The sequence below is a fragment of the Saccharopolyspora flava genome (genome assembly GCF_900116135.1).
Classification (GTDB): domain Bacteria; phylum Actinomycetota; class Actinomycetes; order Mycobacteriales; family Pseudonocardiaceae; genus Saccharopolyspora; species Saccharopolyspora flava.
On the sequence record NZ_FOZX01000001.1, the window covers coordinates 1,068,730 to 1,089,297 of the forward strand.

The following is a 20,568-nucleotide window of genomic DNA, read 5'->3' on the forward strand; positions in this document are numbered from 1 at the left end:
CGGAGGGAAGATGCGAGCTCGAACGCGGATCGCGGTGGCGACCCTGGCGTTACCCCTGCTGACCGGCCTCGCCGCGTGCGGCGAGATCGAGGGGGCTCAACAGGGCCTGCAGAACGCCAACCAGCAGCTCCAAGGTGCCCAGCAGTCCCTGGACTCGGCGCAGGCGTGCCTGCGGGCGATCAACGCCGCCAACTTCGTGCCGAACTTCGCCGACCCCCAGCAGGCGCAGGCCGACGCCCAGGCCAAGGTCGCCGAGCTGCAGCAGCTCACCAGCTCGACCGCCGACGAGACGCTCAAGCAGAACCTGCTCGACGTGCAGGAATCGGTGCAGCAGGTGGCCGCCGGCCAGGTCGACATCGAGGCCAGCGCCGAGTGGACCTCCGCCCAGCTGGACAAGTACCAGGCGGTCACCACGACCTGCTCGCGCCTGGCGGAATGACGCCCGATGCGATCTGCGTCACATCTCGCCTAGCCTGAGGGCGGAGGTGAGGGGCGATGAGAGCAGTCGTGGGCGACCAGCTCCACGTGCACAGCAAGCACGTCGACGAAGCCGAGAAGTACGCCGAGATCCTGGAGGTCCTCGGGCAGGACGGCGAGCCGCCGTACAAGGTCCGCTACACCGACGGGCACGAGGGCATCGTGTTCCCGGGATCGGACTGCGTGATCGAAGCGCCCTCGCCGCGCCAGGGCGACTAGACCTCCCAGGGTTCGGCGAGCACGGATTCGACCTCGGCGCGGAACAGCGGCTCGGGGTCGACGCCCGTGCCCGCGAACTGGCCGGTGACCTCGAGGCTGATCACGCCGTGCAGACGTGACCAGGCGCGGACGGCCTTGCGCAGCGCGGGCAGCGGCGGCTGCGGTCCGCCGCGGCGCTCGCGCCAGCTCAGCAGCTGCCGGTCCAGCGCGCCGCTCGGCGGCGACTCCGGCGCGAGCGCGGCCAGCGGCTCCAGGACCGAGCGGAACGCGCGGTCGGCGAGCTCGAAGGTCTCCTCCGGCGCGACGTAGCCGGGCACCGGCGTGCCGAACAGCAGCAGGAAGCGCTGCGGCCCCTCCAGCGCCCACGCCCGGAAGGCCACCGCGACCTCGCGGAACCGGTTCTCCGGAGCCTTCCGGCGGTGCTCCCGCACGACACCTTCCAGAACCTCGGCGAGGTCCCGGTAGCCGTCGGCCACCAGCTCGGTGAGCAGCGCGTCGCGGTTGGCGAAGTAGCGGTAGAGCGCCGGGCCGGTGACGCCCATGCGCTTGGCGATCGCGTTCACCGAGATCCCCGACGGGCCCGACTCGGCGAGCTGCTCCATCGCGACCTGCTTGGCCTCGTTGCGCGTCTGCTCCCGGAAGCGCTCCCGGGGACTGCGCGGCTGGACTGCCATGCTCCGCCTCCCTTGACACCCCAGGGTAACAGGTCCATATTCGAGTTAGAGCTTCTAACGTTCGCTTATCACTATCACCCTGGGGGTCGTCATGACCGAGATCGTGCTCACCGGACTCGGCGAGGTCGCCGTCCGCGACAACGAAACGCCCGAGCCCGGACCGAACCAGGTCGTCGTGCGCACCGAGGCCACCGGCGTCGGCTTCGCCGAGGTGCAGATGCGGCTCGGCCGCTACCCCGCCCAGCCGAAGTTCCCGTTCGTGCCCGGCTACGACGTGGTCGGCGAGATCGTCGCCACCGGAACCGGGACGTCCTGGCGAGTCGGGCAGCGGGTGGCCGCGATGACCCGCACCGGGTCCTGGTCCGGGCACGTGGTGCTGCGCGATCGCGACCTGGTGGCCGTCCCCGACGGCGTCGACGCGGCCGAGGCCGTGGCGCTGGTGACCAACGGCGTCACCGCGCGGCAGCTGCTGCGCGACGCGAACGTCCGAACAGGACGGACGGTGCTGGTGCACGGCATCGGCGGCGGGGTCGGGGCGCTGCTCGGGCAACTCGCCGTCCTCGACGGAACCCGCGTCATCGGAACCGCTTCCGCGCGCCGGCACCCGGATCTGGCCGGTCTCGGAGCGGAGTTGATCGATCACCGCACCGAGGACGTCGCCGCGAAGGTCGCCGAACTCGCGCCCGGCGGCGTCGACGCCGTCTTCGACCCGCTCGGGCCGTCGAGCCTGCCGGCGTCCTGGCGGCTGCTCGCACCCGGCGGAACGCTGATCAGCTACGGCAGCTCCGCGACGCTCGACGACAGCGGGCCGTGGTTCGCGCCCTACCTCGGGATCGTGCGACAGCTGGCCGGATGGGAGATCCGCAGGCTCCTCGGCCGGACCGGCGGGCGACGCGCGCGGATGTACTACGTGCGCTCCGACGCGCGGTTCCGGCACGACCTGTCCGCGTTGTTCGCGCTGCTCGCCGACGGAAGACTGCGCCCGCTCATCGCCGAACGGCTGCCGCTGGAGGACGCCGAGCGCGCGCTCGACCTGCACCTGTCCGGGAAGCGGACCGGGCGCATCGTGCTGCTACCGGGCTCTCACCGGGAGTGATGGCCGAAATGTTAGCTGGTTTGCACCATCCCGGGCTCCCCCCGGCAGCGCCGCGTCCTTAAGGTGGGCACATCGGGGAATCGCTAGGAGGCGGTGATGTTGCAAGACGACCGGGACGCGGGGGCACCGGCCGATCTTTCTGCGGTTTTCGGCATCGGTTCAGGGCTTTCCACGGAGCTGCCACCAGGTGAGATCCTCACCGAGCAGATGTCCATGGCCGTCTACCCGGCCCCGCTGTGCTGGATCAGCCTCGACACCCCGGGGCCGCAACTGGCCGCCGCGCTGCGCGCCGAGCACCGGCGCAGCGGGCTGTGGCCGCTGCTGCTGTGCGACAGCGACGAGACCTTCGGCGAGCGCTGCACCGTCGGCGTGGTCTCGCCGGAACCGCTGGAGCACATCGACCGCTGGCGCGTCTACGACGTGATGGCGCGGATCTGGGAAGGGCTCGTGCAGGTCGACGACGAGCTCGGCCCGGCCTACGACCTCGACGTGCTCGCGCCCTTCGACTACACCTGCCCCGGTCCGGCCAAGGCCGGGAACCTGCTGGCGGACCCGGACGTGCTGGCCAACCAACAGCTTCCGAAGCTCGTCGACGAGGACACCCGGCTCGCGCTGGTGCCGGTCAAGCGCGGTGCCGACGTGCTCACCGTGCTGGGCTGGTCCGGTGCGGCCAACCACGTCTCGCGCACCGCCGGGCTCTCGGCGATGGTGCGCTCCTGGGAGGAGCGCTTCGGCGCCCGCATCCTGCGGCTCGGACCGGACCGGCTGGACATGAGCGTCGCCGCCCCGCCGCAGACCGCCGAGCACGCGGCCGCCGTCGCCGCCGAGCACTGGACCTTCTGCCCCGACCGCATCCTGCAGGAGACGGGCTCCCTCTCCGCCTACGCCAACGAGATCCGAGGCCGCCGCACCTGGTCCTTCTGGTGGGACTGACCCTCCCCTCGGGTCGAATACCGCAGGTTTTGTCGGGTCAAAAACTGCGGTATTCGACCCGACAAAACCTGCGGTATTTGACCCGAGGACCGCGGGGGTCCGGTGTGGAGTGTCCGGTGTGGACGTGAAGAAGGCAGGCGCCCCTGGGTGGGGTGCCTGCCTTCTCGTGGTTTTCGGGGTCAGCCGAAGAGGCCTCTGATGGTCATGGCGATGGAGATGATGACCACGCCGAAACCGCTGTAGAGGAGGATGTCGACGACCCGGCTGCGGATCGCGAGCAGTCCGGTCCGCTCCTCCGGGATCATCGCGCGCAGTCCCGCCGCGACCAGCAGCGCCAGGCCGAGCACGACCGTGCCGCGGCGCCAGTGCTGCAGGGACACCAGCAGGAACCCGATCAACCCGATGCCGCACACCAGGCCGAACGGCACGTGGATGGACAGGCGGGACCTGTCCGGCAACCAGTCGCTCACGATCCTCCAGTCCAGCGGGCCGGGCTCAGCCCAGGTTGCGCTCGGCCGCCTCGACGACGTTCGTCAGCAGCATCGCGCGAGTCATCGGGCCGACACCACCGGGGTTCGGCGACAGGAAGCCGGCGACCTCGGCGACGTCCGGGTGCACGTCCCCGGCCAGCCCGTCGTCGGTGCGCGTGACGCCCACGTCGAGCACCGCCGCACCCGGCTTGACCATGTCCGGGGTGATCAGCTTCGGCACGCCCGCGGCGGCGACGACCACGTCCGCGCGGGAGATCTCCGAGGCCAGGTCCTTGGTGCCGGTGTGGCACAGGGTCACCGTGGAGTTCTCGCTGCGGCGGGTCAGCAGCAGACCGATCGGGCGGCCCACCGTGATGCCGCGGCCGACGACCGCGACGCGCGCGCCGTTGAGCTCGACGTCGTGGCGGCGCAGCAGCTCGATGATGCCGCGCGGGGTGCACGGCAGCGGCGCCTCCTCGCCCAGCACCAGGCGGCCGAGGCTGATCGGGTGCAGGCCGTCGGCGTCCTTGGCCGGGGCCATCCGCTCCAGCAGCGGACCGGCGTCGAGGTGCTTGGGCAACGGCAGCTGCACGATGTAGCCGGTGCACTCCGGGTCGGCGTTGAGCTCATCGATGACCGCCTCGACGTCAGCCTGGCTGACGTCGGCGGGCAGGTCCTTGCGGATCGACTTGATGCCGACCTTCGCGCAGTCGTTGTGCTTGGCGCGCACGTAGGACTGCGAGCCGGGGTCGTCACCGACCAGCACCGTTGCCAGGCCCGGGGCCCGGCCCTGCTCGACGAGCTTGGCGACGCGGGGTCGCAGCTCCTCGAAGATCGCGTCCTTGGTGGCCTTGCCGTCGAGAATCGTCGCGCTCACAGCTGCTCATCGTGGCAGATCGTCGACCGCATGACCCCGCCGGTCCGCAGTTTTCTCCACCACTTCCGCCACGGGCGAAACCGTCCCGGCGCGGCGCAGGTGCAGCAGCACGACCGCGAAGGCCAGCACCGCCAGTCCGGCGCAGGTCGCGCCCGCGGCGGCGGGACCGCCGAAGTCCATCATCGACCCCACCAGCGGGTTGGCGATCGCGATGCCCGCCGTGCTCGCCGTGGTCGTCCAGCCGAACGCCTCCCCGCGCCGCTCCGGCGGGGCCAGGTCGGCCAGCCTGCCGTTCGACGCCGCCAGCAGCGGCGCGATCGCCGCGCCGCCGAGCAGCAGGACACCGCCGACCAGCCACGGCGAACCCGGCGCCACCGGCGGCAGCACGACGGCCAGCGCGCACAGCCCGAGGGCCGCCAAGCCGCAGCGCAGCCACAACCGGGACCGGGGGAACCCGCCCATCACCAGCCCGCCGACCAGCGAACCCACCGCCCAGGCCATCGCCATGAACCCGGCCAGCTCCGGCGCACCCCTGCCGCGCGCCCACCCGACCAGCACCAGGTCGACCGACACCAGCGCGCCGACGATCAGGGTGAAGAAGCACATCATCGACAGGAAGCCCGGCAGCCGCAGCAGACCGCCCGACCGCGCCGGAGCCCCGCCGCCCAGACCACCTCGGATCCCGGCGCGCCACAGCGCCGACGCGAACAGGACCGGGCCGACCACCGCCCACACCGCCAGGCAGGCCAGCGCCAGCGACGGGTTCCAGGCGGCCACCGCGAACGTCGCCAGCATCGGCGCCACCACGTACAGCAGCTCCTGCAGCGTCGCCTCCACCGCGTAGGCGGCCTCGCGCGCCTCGCCGGAGGCGATGTGCGGCCACATCGACCGGGCCACCTGCGCCAGCGGCGGCGCGGCCAGGCCGGTGGCCAGCGACACCGGCAGCATCAGCCACCAGTGCGCCGCGTCGACCCAGCGCACCGTCGCGATCATCGCCGCGAACCCGAAGAACTGGACTCCCCCGCTGACCACCAGCACCCGCACCACCGAGCTGCGGTCGGCGGCGCGGCCACGCACCGGTCCGGCGATCGAGTGCCCGAGGGTCATCGCGGTGCACACGGCACCGCCGATCGCGTACGAACCGGTCCAGTCGGCGATGAGGAACGTCAGCACCATCACCTGAGCCGGGATGTGCAGGCGCGCCAACAGACCGGAGGTCATCAGTGACGGAGCGTGCGGGACGGCGGCCAGCAGACGGTAAGGACGGAGCACGTGATAACTGTCGCTTCCGGGACGGCCGTACCGCTACCGGTTTTCCGGGACCCCCCGTTTGATCCAATACACCTGGTGGTGTGATGTTCATTCGCACTTTCAGCAGGCAAGCTCTGGGACGAGATCACCGGTCCCGTCCGGGGCGATCTTGAAAACCGCCACAAGACGATCACCGGCGGCGCGGATGTCACACACAGCGCACAACGCCGGGCCCGCGTCGAGTAGCGTTTCGGCGGGGTGGAGTCGGGTTGCCTCGTCGAGAGGGGGAGGATGTCACCCATGTCGCGTCCGACAGCGATCAGTCCGGAAGAGCAGGAGCAGATCGCCCGCAAGATCGGGGTTCTGCTCTTACAAGGCGCTCCTGAGGACTGGCAGGAGATCACGGTGGAGTACCGAGCCACCGGCGAGTACACCGACCTGCTGGGTGAGCTCACCGCGCAGGACGGCAGTACGCGTCCGCTCGAGCCACCGGTGGAACTGCGGGAGATCTTCGAGCGCCTCCGCGAGGGCATGTACCGCCCCGACGTGGGCACCTGGTTGAGCGCGCTCTACGTCGTCGAGCGCCCGTCCAGTTACCGAATCGATATCAACTTCGACACCGAGCCGCAGTGGCAGCGCCCGCTGCCCCGCGCGGCCTACGTCGACGAGCTTCGCCGCTACCCGCGGTCCGAGGACAACATCCCGGACTGGATGCAGGAACGGGTCGACGGCACCTCCGCACCGCAGGCCGAGGACACCCCCGTGGTGCCCGACACGGTCGCGGGTCTCGAGGCCGAGGCCGCCGAGCACGCCGGGGCCGGTTCCGGCGGCTTCCGGATCACCAACGTCTTCGACGACGTCGACGACGAGGGCCGCCCGGTCGTCTCCGAGCGCCGCCCGGTCCCGGCCGACGAGATGAGCGCCCTGCGGCAGTACCTGGAGAACGCCCCGGTCGTGCTGGCCTCCCGGGAGAACGAGGAGGACCACCTCGACCCCGAGCGCGCCCAGTCCGTCCCGGGCACCTGGCACACCGACGGCACCTGGCTGTGGCCGGGCGCGGTGGCCTACTACCTGGCGCAGTACGGCATGCCGCCGGAGACCGCCCTGGTCGAGCACGCCCGCAGCCGCGGTTTCAGCGTCGGCGAGGTCGACGACGAGACCCGCGAAGCGGCCGTGAGCGAGCTGGTGGACCAGCCCGCCGATGAGCCGATCGACGAGCCCGCCGCCGAGCCCGAGTCCGACTCCTCGGGTGCGAACGGTGCCGCCGTCGGCGTGGGTGCGGCTGCCGCCGGTGCCGCCGCTGTCGGTGCCGCCGCCGCTTCCTCCTCGGACGAGGAGGAGCTCGACGAGCCCGCCGCTCAGGTCCCCGCCTCGCCGGTCGAGGAGGAGCCCGCGCCGGCCTCGTCCGGGTCGCGGCACGTCCTCGACGAGGACGACGACGCGCCGGACCCGCAGGACGTGCTGGCCAAGCTGCACGACCGGCTCACCGACTTCCAGGTCGACAGCGACTCGTACCGGCTGGGCAGCCGCAGCACCGACGCCCTCTGCCTGGTGCAGGACGGCGAGGACTGGGTCGTCAGCGGCACCGAGGACGTGCGCTTCGCGCGCGTCGACCACGCCGCGGCCTACCTGCTGGGTCAGCTGCTGATGGACCAGCCGCCCGCGTCGGCTCCGGCTGCTGCGGCCTCCGCGGCCCCGGCCGCTGCGGTCGCCGCCGAGGCGGATCCGGCTCCCGAGCAGGTCGAGGACCTGCCTCAGCGGGGCGCCGAGCCGGTCGACGAGCTGCTCCCGGGCAGCTCCGACTCCGTCGAGGACCTGCCGCGCCGCGGAGCACCGGAACCCGAGCCCGAGCCGGAACCGGAGGAGCTGCCGCAGCGCGCGCCGGAGTCCGCCGAGCTCCCGCAGCGGGAGGCGCCGGAATCCGGTCTGCCGCAGCGCAACCCGGAGCCGTCCTCGGACCTGCCGCAGCGCACGCCGCAGGCATCCGACCTGCCCCAGCGCGCCGCGCGCGAGCCGGAGCAGTCCGGGCCGAGCACCGGCGGGAACCCGCTGTTCACCGCGAACCAGGACGTGGCCCCGCAGGACCCCGCCCCGCAGCCGCCGTCGGCCCCTCCGGCCGAGGAGGCGACCCGGTTCCAGCCCGCTCCGTCGATGGACCGGCCGATGCCGCCGCAGGCACCGCAGTCCCCGCCGGTGGGCAACCCGGTGCAGCCGCAGGGCGGTGCTCCCGGCTCGAACCCGCTGCCCAAGCGGCAGCCGCGCCGGGACAGCAACGCGCCGGTTCCCCCGGCCGCCGGTCCGGGTGCCGGGCCCGCGCAGGGTCCGGCCGGTGGCGCCGACCGCCGTCCCGGACCGGGTGGTCCCGGCATGGCTGGACCGCAGCGGCAGGGCCCGCCGCCCGGGCCGCCGCGTCCGCAGCAGGGCCAGGCCCCGCAGGGTCAGCCGCAGGGCCAGCCGCAGCAGGCCTCGCCCAACGGCCAGCCGCCGCAGGGTCAGCAGATCCAGCCGCTCAACGGCGAACCGCCGCTGACGCTGTACCGGGACCGCCGGATCGTGATGCTGCAGCCGGGCACCGAGCTGGACCGCTTCGGCGAGCCCAACGGCAACGTGATGTACGCGATGCGCACGCCGTACACGCACCGCTCGCTGCCGCCGCAGTGGGCGAACCGGACCTACGCGGCCTACCGGGTGCAGCGCCCGATCCAGGCGCTGCGCGGCACCGCGGTCGCGTGGTTCGAGCAGCCCGGTGGTGGCACGGCGTTCGTGCTCCCGGGCGCGGTCAGCGACCTGCTCTCGGACGGCACGCTCGCCGAGGTGCCGTCGCCGGAGCGCCCGCCGATGGAGTGAGCGAGAGCTGAGAGAGGGCCCTTCCCACCTGGGAGGGGCCCTCTTTCGCGCTTCAGTCGAGCTGCAGGCCGTGGGCCGCCGCGTAGGACAGGGCCAGCGTCGTGTCCACCCGGGCGCCCCGCAGGTGCGCTTGGACGAGGGCGTCGGCGTCGAGCCGGGCGTCCCGCAGGTCGGCGTTGTTGAGCCGGGCACCGAGCATGCGGGCACCGGTGAAGTCGGCTTCGCGGAGGTCGCAGCCGCGCAGATCGCACTCGGTGAGGTTGGCCTCGCGGAACCGGGCGCCGTGCAGGCCCACGTCGCGCAGGTCGCAGCGGCCCAGCGCGACCAGGGTCAGGTCGGTCTCGGTGAGCGTGAGCGAGCGCAGCCGGCAGTCCACGAAGCTGGAACCGAGCAGGCTGCATCCCTCGAAGGAGCTCTTGCCGAGCACGGTGCGCTCGAACGTGCAGGACCGGAACGCGGTCGCGACGTGCCGGGAGCCGTTGAGGTCGGTGCCGGTGAAGTCGCAGTCGGTGAACACGCAGTTGCGGGTGCTCAGCCCGGTCAGGTCGGCGTCGGTGAAGTCGCACCGCTCGAAAACCCGGCCGGACCACTCCTGATCCGGCAGCATCGCGTCCTGGAAGTCCTCGCCGACCGCGCTCGTCATGGCACACACCCTGGCACGGGCGCCCGACGTCCTGGGAAGGCGCCATGCGAATCCACCGGGTAGTGCCCAACCTGAAGGCCACCGATCTCGCGGCGGCCCGCGACCACTACGTGCGGTTGTTCGGGTTCGAGGTGGTGATGGACATGGACTGGATCGTCACGCTCGCCTCGCCCGAGGACCGGGCGCGCCAGTTCAGCATCATCACCGAGGACGCCACGGCCCCCGAGCACCCGGACATCTCGATCGAGGTGGACGACGTCGACGTCGCCTACGCGGCCGCGCTGGGATCGGGCGCGGAGATCGTGCACCCGCTCACCGACGAGCCGTGGGGCGTGCGGAGGTTCTTCCACCGCGACCCGAGCGGGACCGTGGTCAACACGCTCTCCCACCGGTGATCCGGCCGGGGGTCTCGTCGCTGGTCGGGGGACGGCTCAGGGGACGACGACGACCGGGCGGACCGCTTCGACGACGAGCGTGGCCGGGACCGTGCCGAGGAGTCCTCCTCGGCGCCGGGAGCGGCCGACGACGATGAGATCGGCGCGGTACTGCTCGGCGACCTGCTCCAGCCCGACGGCGGGGTCGCCCCGGTGGTGCACGAAGTCCCAGTCGATGTCCACCCATCTCAGGTGCGACACGACCTCCTGCTTGAGCTCCTCCACCAGCGATTCCGCGGCCTCGCTGGCCACCGCGACCCCCATCGGGGACCAGTAGGCGACGCCGCCGACCGCCTCGACGTAGACCAGCACGAGACGCGCGCGTTCTCGGCGGGCGAGTCCCGCGGCCCACGCGGCGGCGTGGAAGCTGGCGGGGCTGCCGTCCATGCCCACGACGATGCCGCCCAGGCCGTCCTTGCCGATCTCGAATTCACGCTCGGTGCTGTCGCCTTCGGCCACGCCGGAATGGTACTCAGTGCCCGGGCTCGCTGTTCCGTCGCTGCTCGTTCCGCCACGGGTTTTCGGGGTCCACCGGTTTTTGGGTCCACCGGTTTTTGGGGGTGCTGTGCCCGACCGGGGGTGTCCGGTGGCGGGTGGGGCGCGTTAGGTTCTGCGACGTGACCGCCGTGGAGCCCCGCACCGAAGCCGAACAGCGCGCCCTGGACGCCGTGGACGTCGACGCCATCGTCGATGATCTCCGCGAGCTGGTGGCGATCCCCAGCGTCGGCGGGACCACCGCCGAGCACGACGCGCAGCAGTGGTGCGCCGACAAGCTCGCCGGGCTCGGGCACCGGGTCGATCACTGGCGCATCGACGTCGACGAGCTGGCCCGGCACCCGGAGTTCCCCGGTCAGGAGGCCGAGCGGGACGAGGCTTACGGCTGCGTCGGGGTCAGCGGCGAGGGCGAGCCGGCGCTGGTGTTCTGCGGGCACACCGACGTGGTGCCCCCGGGCGACCTGGACCGCTGGCCGGACCGGGACCCGTACACCTTGCGCATCGCCGACGGCGTCGCCGCCGGTCGCGGGACCTGCGACATGAAGGGCGGTGTGGTGGCGTTCCTCGGTGCCCTGCAGGCCTTGCGCGCGGCGGGCGTGGAGCTGGCCCGGCCGCTGGCGGTGCACGCGGTCGTCGCGGAGGAGGACGGCGGGCTGGGCGCGTTCGCGACGCTGCAGCGCGGTCACCGCGGCGAGGCGTGCGTGATCGCCGAGCCGACGCAGAACACCATCGTGGCGGCCAACGGCGGTTCGCTGACGTTCCGGCTGGAGATCCCGGGGCAGAGCACGCACGGTTCGACCCGCTACCGGGGCGTCAACGCCCTGGACAAGCTGGCCGAGCTGCTGCCGGTGCTGCGCGAGCTGGAGTCCCGCCGCAACGTGGACCCGGACCCGCTGGTGCGGCACCTGGAGATCCCGTACCCGCTGTCGGTCGGCAAGGCGCACGTCGGCGACTGGGCGAGCACGGTCCCGGACCTGGCGGTCGCGGAGGGCCGCTACGGCGTCCGGCTCGGCGAGTCCGTGGAGCAGGCGAAGGCCGAGTTCACCGCCGCGGTGGCGGAGGCCTGCGCAGCCGACCCGTGGCTGGCCGAGCACCCGGTCCGCGTGACCTGGCCGGGCGGCATCTTCGCCAGCGGCCGCTTCCCGGAAGGCCACCCCCTGCTGGAGGAAACCCGGGGAGCGATCGTCGCAGCAGGCGGCCCCGACCCGGAAGTCCTGGGCGCCCCCTACGGCTCGGACCTGCGCCAGTACGCGGCCACCGGAATGCCCACCCTCACCTACGGCCCGGGCGACGTCCGCTACGCCCACGCCGACGACGAACACGTCACCATCCCAGACCTGGAACAGTGCGCCAAAACCTTCACCCTCCTAGCAATCCGACGCTGCGGAATCGCCTAACACAACCGAAGCCGTTTCACCCCAACCCCAACCCCGACAGGCAACCGGCGAAGCCGGTTTCTCCTTACCCCACCTAAGACGCTGGCACCGCCGCGGGTTCTGAGCGGCTCTCTGGGGAGGACAGCCGACGTGTCGTGTATTGGCATACATAAGCCTCGGATCCCGGAGCCAGAGAGTCGCTCAGGTTCCGCTTCTGGCACCGCCAAGCAAGGCGACCACAGAGTCTTGTCCGTAGACGAAACCCCGCACACCACAGGAGATTTCATCCCCCAATAAACCAAAGAGATCAATGAAAATCCCGAGATTCAGAAGGCACCCGAATATCCAGTTTTTGGAGTCTGTCCGCCCGCAGATTCACCACCTCCCCAGCCCGCTCCACAACCCCCCGAACGAGCAGAGCCGCACTGGTACGACCGACTTTCCGATACCGCGCCCACAACCCGGGCGAGCACACGACGTTGACGGTCCCGCTCTCATCCTCGAGGTTGAGGAAGGTGATCCCGCCGGCGGTGGACGGCCGCTGCCGGTGGGTCACGGCCCCGCCCACCAGCACTCGCGTACCGTGCTCCACTTCGGACAGTTGGGAGGCGGGCAGCGCTCCGAGTTCGTCGAGGCGTGCCCGGACGAATTGCAGCGGGAAGCTGTCGGGTGAGACGCCGGTGGCCCACACGTCGGCGGCCGCTTTCTCGACGCCGTCCATCCCGGGCAGGGCGGGGGCGTCGGAGGCGACGGTGGTGCCGGGCAGCCGGTCTGGTCGTTCGCGGGCGGCCGCGGCGGCGTTCCACAGGGCTTCGCGGCGGGTGAGGCCGAAGCCGTCGAAGGCACCTCCGGTGGCCAGGGCTTCCATCTGGGGCGCGGTCAGGCGCACGCGTCGCGCCACGTCGGCCATGTCGGCGTAGGGCCCGTGGTCGGCGCGTTCGGCGACCAGCTTCTCCGCGAGGTCTTCGCCGAGCTTGCGCACCGAGGACAGGCCGATGCGCACGGCTTGCCGTCCGGTGCTGGTGGGGTCGGGTTCGAGGTCGGCGTGCACGCGGCTGGCGTTGATGTCCGGTCCGCGCACCACGACGCCGTGCCTGCGCGCGTCGGCGACCAGCGATTGCGGCGAGTAGAAGCCCATGGGCTGCGCTTTGAGCAGCGCGGCGCAGAAGGCGGCCGGGTAGTAGCGCTTGAACCAGGCGCTGGCGAACACCAGCAGCGCGAAGCTCAGCGCGTGGCTCTCGGGGAACCCGTAGTTGGCGAAGGCGAGCATCCGCTGGTAGATGTGCTCGGCGAGTTCGTCGCCGATGCCGTTGGCGGCCATGCCTTCGAAGAGCCTGCCGCGCAGGCGTTCCATGCGTTCGGCGGAGCGCTTGGCGCCCATGGCCCGGCGGAGCTGGTCGGCTTCGGAGGGACTGAAGCCGGCGACGTCGACGGCCAGTTGCATCAGCTGTTCCTGGAACAGCGGCACGCCCAGGGTCTTCTCGAGCGCGCCCGCCATCAGCGGGTGCTCGTAGTCCCATTCCTCCTCGTGGTTGCGGCGGCGGATGTAGGGGTGCACCGAGCCGCCTTGGATGGGTCCGGGGCGGATCAGCGCGACTTCGACGACGAGGTCGTAGAACTCGCGGGGTTTGAGCCGGGGCAGCGTGGCCAGCTGCGCGCGGCTCTCGACCTGGAACACGCCGATGGCGTCGGCCCGGCGCAGCATCGCGTAGACCTCGGGGTCGGACAGGTCCAGTTCGCCGAGGTCGACGTGGACGCCGTGGTGTTCGCGGGTCATGTCGATGGCGTGGTGCAGCGCCGAGAGCATGCCGAGGCCGAGCAGGTCGAACTTGACGAGTCCGACGGTGGCGCAGTCGTCCTTGTCCCACTGCAGCACGGTGCGGCCGGGCATCCGCGCCCATTCCACCGGGCACACCTCGCTGACCGGCTGGTGGCAGATCACCATGCCGCCGGAGTGGATGCCCAGGTGGCGCGGGAATCCCATGAGCTCGTCGGCGAGGTCGCGCACGGCGCCGGGGATCTCGGAGTCGTCGGGAAGCGGCCCCCAGTGCTCGATCTCCTTGCTCCAGGCGTCCTGCTGCCCGGGCGAGTAGCCGAGCGCGCGGGCCACGTCGCGGACCGCGGACTTGGGCCGGTAGCCGATGACGTTGGCGACCTGCGCGGCGTGCGTGCGGCCGTACTTGGCGTAGACGTACTGGATGACCTCTTCGCGGCGGCCGGATTCGATGTCGATGTCGATGTCCGGCGGCCCGTCCCGCTCGGGGGCGAGGAACCGCTCGAACAGCAGCCGGTAGCGGACCGGGTCGGCGTTGGTGATGCGCAGCGCGAAGCACACGGCCGAGTTGGCCGCCGATCCCCTGCCCTGGCACAGGATGTCCTCGCGGCGGCAGAAGTCGATGATGTCGTGCACGACCAGGAAGTAGCCGGGGAACTCGAGCTCCTCGATGACGGCGAGCTCGTGCTCGATCTGCCGGTAGGCCTCCGGCGCGGCTTGCGGCGGCCCGTAGCGGTCGAGCGCGCCGAGGTAGACCAGTTCCCGCAGGTGGCTGGTCTCGGTGTGACCGGGCGGCACGTCGAACGGGGGCAGTTGCGGGACGACCAGGCTCAGGTCGAACGCGAAGGACTTGCCGAGCTCGGCGGCCCGCTGCACCGCGCCCGGGTAGCGGGCGAAGCGCTCGGCCATCTCGGCGCCGGAGCGCAGGTGGTTGCCCGCCCAGGCGGGCAACCAGCCGTCCATATCGTCGAGGCTGCGTCGCGCGCGGACGGCCGCGACGACGCTCGCCAGCCGCGCCCGGTCGGGCCGCGCCAGGTGCGCGCCGGTGGTGGCCACCGTGGACAGTCCGGCGCGGTCGGCGAGCTCGGCGAGCGCGTCGTTGCGCACCGAGTCGGTGGGCAGGCCGTGGTCGGTGAGCTCGACGGTGACGTGCTCGCGGCCGAAGAGCCCGACCAGCCGGTCGAGTTCGGCCCGGGCAGCGTCCGTTCCGCCCGCGGCCAGGGCCGTCTGGACCGCGCCCTTGCGGCAGCCGGTGAGGACCTGCCAGTGCCCGGCGGCGTCGGCGGCCAGCTCCTCCAGCCGGTATTCCGGGCGCCCTTTCTCCTCGCCGCGCAGCTGCGCGGTGCTGATCGCCCGGCACAGCGAGGCGTAGCCGGTGAGGTCGCGGGCGAGCACCAGCAGGTGTCCGCCTTCGGGATCGGGGATGCCGTTCTGCGGCTGGGTGAGCCCCAGGCTCAGCTCGGCGCCGAACGCGGTGCGCACGTCGTGCTCCTTGGCGGCTTCGGCGAACCGCACGACGCCGTAGAGGCCGTCGTGGTCGGTGAGCGCGATGGCCTCGAGGCCGAGGTGCGCGGCTTCGGCGATCAGTTCCTCGGGGTGCGCGGCGCCGTCGAGGAAGCTGAAGTTGGAGTGCGCGTGCAGCTCGGCGTAGGGGACGCGGTCGCCAGGCGGCGAGAGCCCTCGTCCTCGTCGTCGTTGTTCGGCGCGGGGACGCACCGCGGGTTCGTCGTGGTGCGGTGTCGCGTCGGTCGGCGTCATCTTGCCGGAGAGGGCTTTCTCCAGCTCTGTCCAGCTCTGGGGCGGGTTGAACCAACTCATGAACCTAGTGAACTCCTGTTCGAACCGTTGGCGCTACCAACGAAGCCGACATCCACTCGAACGAGTGTTCCCCGGCTATCGGTAGGCGCCCTGCACCCACCAGTCACCGCGCTCGTGCACCAGCAGCAGCGCGACCTCGTCCTCATCGCCGGACTCCGCCGGAGGTTCCGGTGCGAGCACGACCTGGAGCCGGACCTGGGCCCGCGGCGGCACCTGCGACTCCGGCGCGGTCCGGCCGGAGCCGGTGGCCAGCAGGTCGACCCACCAGCGCTCGGTCACCGGCCACGGACCGGCCCAGCCGGCCACCGCGCGGGATCGGCCGCCTGCCACCTCGACCCGGACCGGGGCCGCCGACAGGCCCGTCCGGTCGGTGATCCACACCGGCTCGCCCGAGGCGTCGAGCACCCGCGCCGGCCACGCCTCGCCCGGCACCACCGTCGGCGAGGGCGCCGGGATCCGGCCCGGCCACGGCGCATCGGCGGGCAGCGCGGGACGCCGCTCGTCGCCCCAGGGCACGAATCGCACCTGGTCGCGAAAGTCCCTGCCGCCGCCGAGGACACCGGTCAGCACCGCTTCCGGGCCGAGCATGCCCTGCACCCGCGCGAAGGCCCGGCCCGCGCGTGCGGTGGCCTCGCCGGTGGCCGAGCTGAGCAGGTCGAGCTGCAGGCCACCCGCCCCCACGACCTCCTCGGGGATCAGGCTCAGCTCGCGGAGACCCGCGGTGGGCCGCCCCGCGCGGCCGTTGAGCCAGCCGTCGAGCTGCCAGCGGACCCGGTCGGCGGTGGTGGTCGGGGTGAGCGGTTCCGCGCAGCGCCACACCCGGTGCAGCTCCTCGTCGTTCTCGGTGCGCGCCGAGATGCCCAGCCGGGTGCAGGCCAGGCCGAGATCGCCCAGCTTGACGTGCAGTTCGTCGGCGAGCGCCTTGGCGACGAACGCCGCGCGGTCCACCCGGTCCACCGGCGGGTCGAGCTCCTCGGCGACGACCAGCTCGGGTGGTGGTCGCCGCCGCTTGACCGGGCGCTCCTCGTGACCTCCCGCCGCGCGGTGGGCCAGCAGGGCGGCCTGGCCGAACCGGGTCGCCACGTCCGCCGAGCCGAGCTCGGCGAACTCGCCGAGGGTGCGAATCCCCAAGCGGCGCAGCAGGTCCACGAGTTCGGGCTGCTGCGCGACCTGCTTCGGACCGAGCCGGTCGGCGAGCTGCTCGACCTCCTCGATCGGCAGCGGAGCAAGGAATCCCCTGCTGGCACCGGGTTCGACGTGCCGGGCGCGCCGGGCGGCGAGGATCGCGGCGAACAGCCCGTCGGCGACGCCGATCCGGCACTCCACGCCGGTCTGCGCGTCGATCTCGTCGACGAGCTTCTCCGCGACGGCCTCCTCCCCGCCGAAGTAGCGCGCGGGACCTCGGGCGGGCACGGCGACCAGGCCGGGGCGGACGACCTCGACCCCGGGCACCAGTTCTTCGACGGCGGCCACGACGGGCTCGAAGAGCCGCACGTCGCGCGCCGGGTCGTGCTCGCACACGACGAGTTCCGGGCAGCGGCCCTGCGCCTCGCGGCGCCGCATCCCCCGGCGCACGCCGCTGTCGCGGGCGGTCGCGGAGCAGGCCACGACCCGGTTCGCGGCGAAAACCGCTGCGGGCACGAGAGGTTCGAGCTCGGCGGCGCGCGCGGCGGCCACCACCGGCCAGTCCGGGCACCACACGACGATCCTGCGGGCGGGCACGTCGCTCACCCCGCCACCGCGCGCAGGTGCGCCCGGGCGGCCGGACGTTCGACGGCCCCGATGCCGACAGCGGTGTCAGCGGAGTCGTTTTCGGCAACGCCGGTTCCGGCAGGAACGACGGGAGCGATGTCGGTCGGTGCGGTGGGGACGGCGGCGATCGCGCCGTCGCGAGAAGGCAGCAGCACCCGGTGGGAACGCGGTCGCGACGCCGCGCCACGCCCTTCGGCGTGCACCGCGACCTCGCGTTCGCGCAGGTGACCGTGGCCGTGACCGAGTCCGCGCCAGCGGGCTCCGGAGCAACGCAGCTGCACCTCCGCGCCCGGCCAGCGCCCGAAGGGAAGCAGCACCGAACCGCGGTGGCGCGCCCGCGCGGAGAGCCTGCGGGCATCGGCGTCGAGCACTTGCGCGGTCCCGCCGACCACGACGAGGTCGACGCCGTCGAGCAGCGCCGCGATCACGCCCGCCGGGTCGGACCCCGGTTGCGGCACGACCGCCAGCCGCTCCAGCGACACCCCGGCCTCGGCGGCGGCGACCAGGTTGATGCCGGGCAGGCCCACCACGGTCGCCCAGGAACCGCTCGCCGTGGCCTCCGCCAGCAGCGCGAACAGCAGTGACACCGATCCGTGCACCGCCACCGTGCTGCCGCGGCGCAAACCTGGCCACGGCAGCACGGCGGCGAGTTCCGCCCGCGTCGGCAGCACCCGGCCCGCACCCGGGACACCGCCCGCCTCGACGTGCGGCACACCCACGGACACCCCGTCAGCCGTGGGCGCGCTCAGCGTCGCCGAAGACACCATCGCGGACATCGCCGCCCTCCCCACATACGTGACCGCGGTGGGTGCCCGACCCCGGCGCGGGCACCCACGAACACAGCCGCTGCGGGGAAGGCAGCGGTGGAGTCAGCGCTGCGCCTGCACCCGGACCACAGCGCCGAACTCCATCGGAGCGGCCGACCCCGACACCGGCCGATTCCGATCTCGAACTTCCGTTCGAACAAGGCCAGTTAACCCTGCTCGGAAGCTCAAGTCAAGCATGACGGGAACATTAGTTCGAAAGAGTGATCCAGCGCCTCTCCCCCTCACGAGCGCGAGCCACGAAGTGGTGGTGCTTCCGCACGACATCGGCCACCGGGAGCACAAGCAAACGAGCCCCGAGGCGGTGCCTCGGGGCTCGTCGTGGGGGGCGTCAGTGCGCGAAGTGGCGGGTGCCGGTGAGGTAGACCGGGACGCCGGCCGCTTCCGCCGCGGCGATGACCTCGTTGTCGCGGACCGAGCCGCCCGGCTGGACCACCGCGCGGACGCCCGCGTCCAGCAGGACCTGCAGGCCGTCCGGGAACGGGAAGAACGCGTCCGAGGCCGCGACCGAGCCCTTGGCGCGGTCACCGGCGCGGGAGACCGCCAGGCGGGCCGAGTCGACCCGGTTCACCTGACCCATGCCCACGCCGACCGTCGCACCCTCGTCGGCCAGCAGGATCGCGTTCGACTTCACCGCGCGGCAGGCGCGCCAGGCGAACTTCAGGTCCGCCAGCGTCGCCTCGTCCACCGGGGAACCGGTCGCCAGGGTCCAGTTCGCCGGGTCGTCGCCGTCGGCGTCGATCGCGTCCGAGCCCTGCACCAGCATGCCGCCGGAGATCGCGCGCATCTCGACCCGGCCGCTCTGCGGCGGCTGCGCGGTCAGGATGCGGATGTTCTTCTTCTTGTTCAGCACGTCGACCGCGCCCTCGGCGTAACCGGGGGCCACCACGACCTCGGTGAAGATCTCCGCGACCTGCTCGGCCATCGCCACCGACACCTCGCGGTTGGTGGCGATCACGCCGCCGAACGCGCTCACCGGGTCGCACTCGTGCGCCTTGCGGTGCGCGGCGGCGATGTCGTCGGCGACCGCGATGCCGCACGGGTTGGCGTGCTTGATGATCGCCACGCACGGCTCGTCGTGGTCGTGCGCGGAACGCCACGCGGCGTCGGCGTCGACGTAGTTGTTGTAGGACATCTCCTTGCCGTGCAGCTGCGCGGCCGCGGCCAGGCCGGTGGCCTCGCCGCCCGAGACGTACAGCGCGGCCGGCTGGTGCGGGTTCTCGCCGTAGCGCAGCGCGGAGCGGCGCTGCCAGGTCTCGCCGATCCAGCCCGGGAACGCGGCGTCGTCACCGGTCGGGACCTTGCTCATCCAGGACGCCACCGCCACGTCGTAGGACGCGGTGTGCCGGAACGCCTCGGCCGCCAGCTCGGTCCGGTCGGCCATCGAGAAACCGCCCGCGCGGACCTCCTCCAGGACCCACTCGTAGCGGCTCGGGTCGACCACGACGGCCACGTTGGCGTGGTTCTTCGCCGAGGCGCGCACCATCGCCGGGCCACCGATGTCGATCTGCTCGATCACCTCGTCCTGCGCGGCGCCCGAGGCCACCGTCTGCACGAACGGGTACAGGTTGACCACCAGCAGGTCGAACGGAGCGATCTCCAGCTCCTCCAGCTGCTGGGCATGGGTGTCGCGGCGCAGGTCCGCGAGCAGACCCGCGTGCACCCGCGGGTGCAGCGTCTTGACCCGGCCGTCCAGCGCCTCCGGGAAACCGGTGAGCTCTTCGACGGGCGTGACCGGCACGCCCGCGTCGGCGATCGCGCGCGCCGTGCCGCCGGTGGAGACGATCTCCACCCCGGCCGCGTGCAGCCCGGTGGCCAGCTCCAGCAGGCCCGACTTGTCCGACACGCCGATCAGCGCGCGGCGAACCGGGCGCCGCTCCTGGGAGTTCGCGGTCACGGGATACTCACCTTCCGTCCCTGCACGGTCCACCCGTGCAACGCCAGCTTGTGCAGAGTGCCGACCAGCAGCCGCCGCTCGACGGCCTTGATCCGCTCGTGGAGGCTCGCCTCGTCGTCCTCGGGCAGCACCTCGACGGCTTCCTGGGCCAGGATCGGCCCGGTGTCCACACCGGCGTCCACCACGAACAGGGTGCAGCCGGTGACGCGGACTCCATACTCCAGCGCATCCCGCACCCCGTGCATGCCGGGGAACGAGGGAAGCAGCGCCGGGTGGCTGTTGAGGTAACGGCCGTCGAAGCGGGCCAGGAAATCCGCGCCGACGAGCTTCATGAACCCGGCGGAGACCACCAGGTCCGGCTCGTGCTCGGCGCAGGCCTCGGTCAGCGCGCGATCCCACTCCTCGCGGGAATCGTGGTCACCGACCTTGCGGACGAACGTGGGGATGCCGGCGCGCTCGGCGCGGGCCAGGCCCTCGATGCCGTCGCGGTCGGCGCCCACCGCGACCACCCGGACCGGGTAGTCGGGGTCGCTGGTGGCGTCGAGCAGGGCCTGCAGCAGGGTGCCGGAACCGGAGACGAGCACGACCACCCGCGCCGGGGTGGCGGTCGTGATCCGGTTCGGGTGCGCGGCGGTGCTCGGCTGGTCGGGCGTACTCGGGTTCAGCGTTCGCTCCTGACATGCCTCGGCACGATCTCCCCCGCAGCGTAAG

18 protein-coding genes are annotated in these 20,568 nt (G+C 72.3%); 7 read left to right on the forward strand and 11 right to left on the reverse strand.

Going from position 1 to position 20,568, the window contains the following annotated elements; translation table 11 throughout:
- The first annotated feature begins 10 nt into the window (after positions 1-10).
- Together BM424_RS04890 and BM424_RS04895 are read left to right on the forward strand one after the other, a co-directional pair.
- On the forward strand, positions 11-439 hold the full coding sequence (locus BM424_RS04890) for a hypothetical protein (protein WP_093413979.1): 429 nt from the start codon (positions 11-13) through the stop codon (positions 437-439).
- A 56-nt stretch (positions 440-495) separates the two neighbouring features.
- Positions 496-696, forward strand: coding sequence for a DUF1918 domain-containing protein (locus BM424_RS04895; protein ID WP_093413980.1), 201 nt, complete (start codon positions 496-498; stop codon positions 694-696).
- On the opposite strand, the gene BM424_RS04900 is transcribed toward BM424_RS04895, so the two are convergent.
- Positions 693-1,370, reverse strand: coding sequence for a TetR/AcrR family transcriptional regulator (locus BM424_RS04900; RefSeq protein WP_093413982.1), 678 nt, complete (start codon positions 1,368-1,370; stop codon positions 693-695). The genes BM424_RS04895 and BM424_RS04900 overlap by 4 nt on opposite strands.
- Before the next feature lie 91 nt (positions 1,371-1,461).
- On the opposite strand from BM424_RS04900, the gene BM424_RS04905 reads away from it, so the two are divergent.
- On the forward strand, positions 1,462-2,466 hold the full coding sequence (locus BM424_RS04905; protein WP_093413983.1) for a medium chain dehydrogenase/reductase family protein: 1,005 nt from the start codon (positions 1,462-1,464) through the stop codon (positions 2,464-2,466).
- Positions 2,467-2,562: 96 nt separating this feature from the next.
- Positions 2,563-3,399, forward strand: coding sequence for a DUF4253 domain-containing protein (locus BM424_RS04910; protein WP_093413985.1), 837 nt, complete (start codon positions 2,563-2,565; stop codon positions 3,397-3,399).
- Positions 3,400-3,578: 179 nt separating this feature from the next.
- On the opposite strand, the gene BM424_RS04915 is transcribed toward BM424_RS04910, so the two are convergent.
- The 3 genes from BM424_RS04915 to BM424_RS04925 are packed head-to-tail and all read right to left on the reverse strand — an operon-like array spanning position 3,579 to position 5,967.
- Positions 3,579-3,869 carry a DUF3017 domain-containing protein gene (locus BM424_RS04915; RefSeq protein ID WP_093413986.1) on the reverse strand — a complete coding sequence of 97 codons (291 nt, stop codon included), beginning with the start codon at positions 3,867-3,869 and terminating at the stop codon, positions 3,579-3,581.
- Between the two features lie 25 nt (positions 3,870-3,894).
- Positions 3,895-4,746, reverse strand: a complete 852-nt coding sequence (locus BM424_RS04920) for a bifunctional methylenetetrahydrofolate dehydrogenase/methenyltetrahydrofolate cyclohydrolase (RefSeq protein ID WP_093413988.1) — start codon at positions 4,744-4,746, stop codon at positions 3,895-3,897.
- 6 nt (positions 4,747-4,752) lie between these two features.
- Positions 4,753-5,967, reverse strand: coding sequence for an MFS transporter (locus BM424_RS04925; RefSeq protein ID WP_245775602.1), 1,215 nt, complete (start codon positions 5,965-5,967; stop codon positions 4,753-4,755).
- Between the two features lie 330 nt (positions 5,968-6,297).
- Between BM424_RS04925 and BM424_RS04930 the strand changes: the two genes are divergently transcribed.
- Positions 6,298-8,844: a TNT domain-containing protein gene (locus tag BM424_RS04930; protein ID WP_093413989.1), complete on the forward strand. Its 2,547-nt coding sequence runs from the start codon at positions 6,298-6,300 to the stop codon at positions 8,842-8,844.
- Positions 8,845-8,896: 52 nt separating this feature from the next.
- Here the strand turns inward: BM424_RS04930 and BM424_RS04935 are convergent, their stop codons facing one another.
- Positions 8,897-9,487, reverse strand: coding sequence for a pentapeptide repeat-containing protein (locus BM424_RS04935; RefSeq protein ID WP_093413991.1), 591 nt, complete (start codon positions 9,485-9,487; stop codon positions 8,897-8,899).
- 44 nt (positions 9,488-9,531) lie between these two features.
- Between BM424_RS04935 and BM424_RS04940 the strand changes: the two genes are divergently transcribed.
- The gene (locus BM424_RS04940) at positions 9,532-9,882 is read left to right on the forward strand and encodes a VOC family protein (protein WP_093413992.1); all 351 of its coding nucleotides are present in this window, start codon (positions 9,532-9,534) and stop codon (positions 9,880-9,882) included.
- Between the two features lie 36 nt (positions 9,883-9,918).
- Here the strand turns inward: BM424_RS04940 and BM424_RS04945 are convergent, their stop codons facing one another.
- Positions 9,919-10,380, reverse strand: a complete 462-nt coding sequence (locus tag BM424_RS04945) for a universal stress protein (RefSeq protein ID WP_093413994.1) — start codon at positions 10,378-10,380, stop codon at positions 9,919-9,921.
- Between the two features lie 158 nt (positions 10,381-10,538).
- Between BM424_RS04945 and BM424_RS04950 the strand changes: the two genes are divergently transcribed.
- Positions 10,539-11,813, forward strand: a complete 1,275-nt coding sequence (locus tag BM424_RS04950; RefSeq protein ID WP_093413995.1) for an ArgE/DapE family deacylase — start codon at positions 10,539-10,541, stop codon at positions 11,811-11,813.
- 286 nt (positions 11,814-12,099) lie between these two features.
- Here BM424_RS04950 and BM424_RS04955 read toward each other — a convergent pair whose 3' ends face one another.
- The 5 genes from BM424_RS04955 to purN all read right to left on the reverse strand — a co-directional run bounded on the left by BM424_RS04955 (position 12,100) and on the right by purN (position 20,447).
- The gene (locus BM424_RS04955; RefSeq protein WP_093413997.1) at positions 12,100-15,384 is read right to left on the reverse strand and encodes an error-prone DNA polymerase; all 3,285 of its coding nucleotides are present in this window, start codon (positions 15,382-15,384) and stop codon (positions 12,100-12,102) included.
- A 75-nt stretch (positions 15,385-15,459) separates the two neighbouring features.
- Complete coding sequence (locus BM424_RS04960) at positions 15,460-17,115, reverse strand: DNA polymerase Y family protein (RefSeq protein ID WP_093413998.1); 1,656 nt, start codon at positions 17,113-17,115, stop codon at positions 15,460-15,462.
- On the reverse strand, positions 17,112-17,912 hold the full coding sequence (locus tag BM424_RS04965; protein ID WP_245775603.1) for a hypothetical protein: 801 nt from the start codon (positions 17,910-17,912) through the stop codon (positions 17,112-17,114). The genes BM424_RS04960 and BM424_RS04965 overlap by 4 nt, the downstream gene beginning before the upstream one ends.
- 379 nt (positions 17,913-18,291) lie before the next feature.
- Positions 18,292-19,857 carry a bifunctional phosphoribosylaminoimidazolecarboxamide formyltransferase/IMP cyclohydrolase gene (gene purH / locus BM424_RS04970; protein ID WP_093414000.1) on the reverse strand — a complete coding sequence of 522 codons (1,566 nt, stop codon included), beginning with the start codon at positions 19,855-19,857 and terminating at the stop codon, positions 18,292-18,294.
- Complete coding sequence (purN, locus tag BM424_RS04975; RefSeq protein WP_425441973.1) at positions 19,854-20,447, reverse strand: phosphoribosylglycinamide formyltransferase; 594 nt, start codon at positions 20,445-20,447, stop codon at positions 19,854-19,856. The genes purH and purN overlap by 4 nt, the downstream gene beginning before the upstream one ends.
- Positions 20,448-20,568 lie beyond the last annotated feature (121 nt).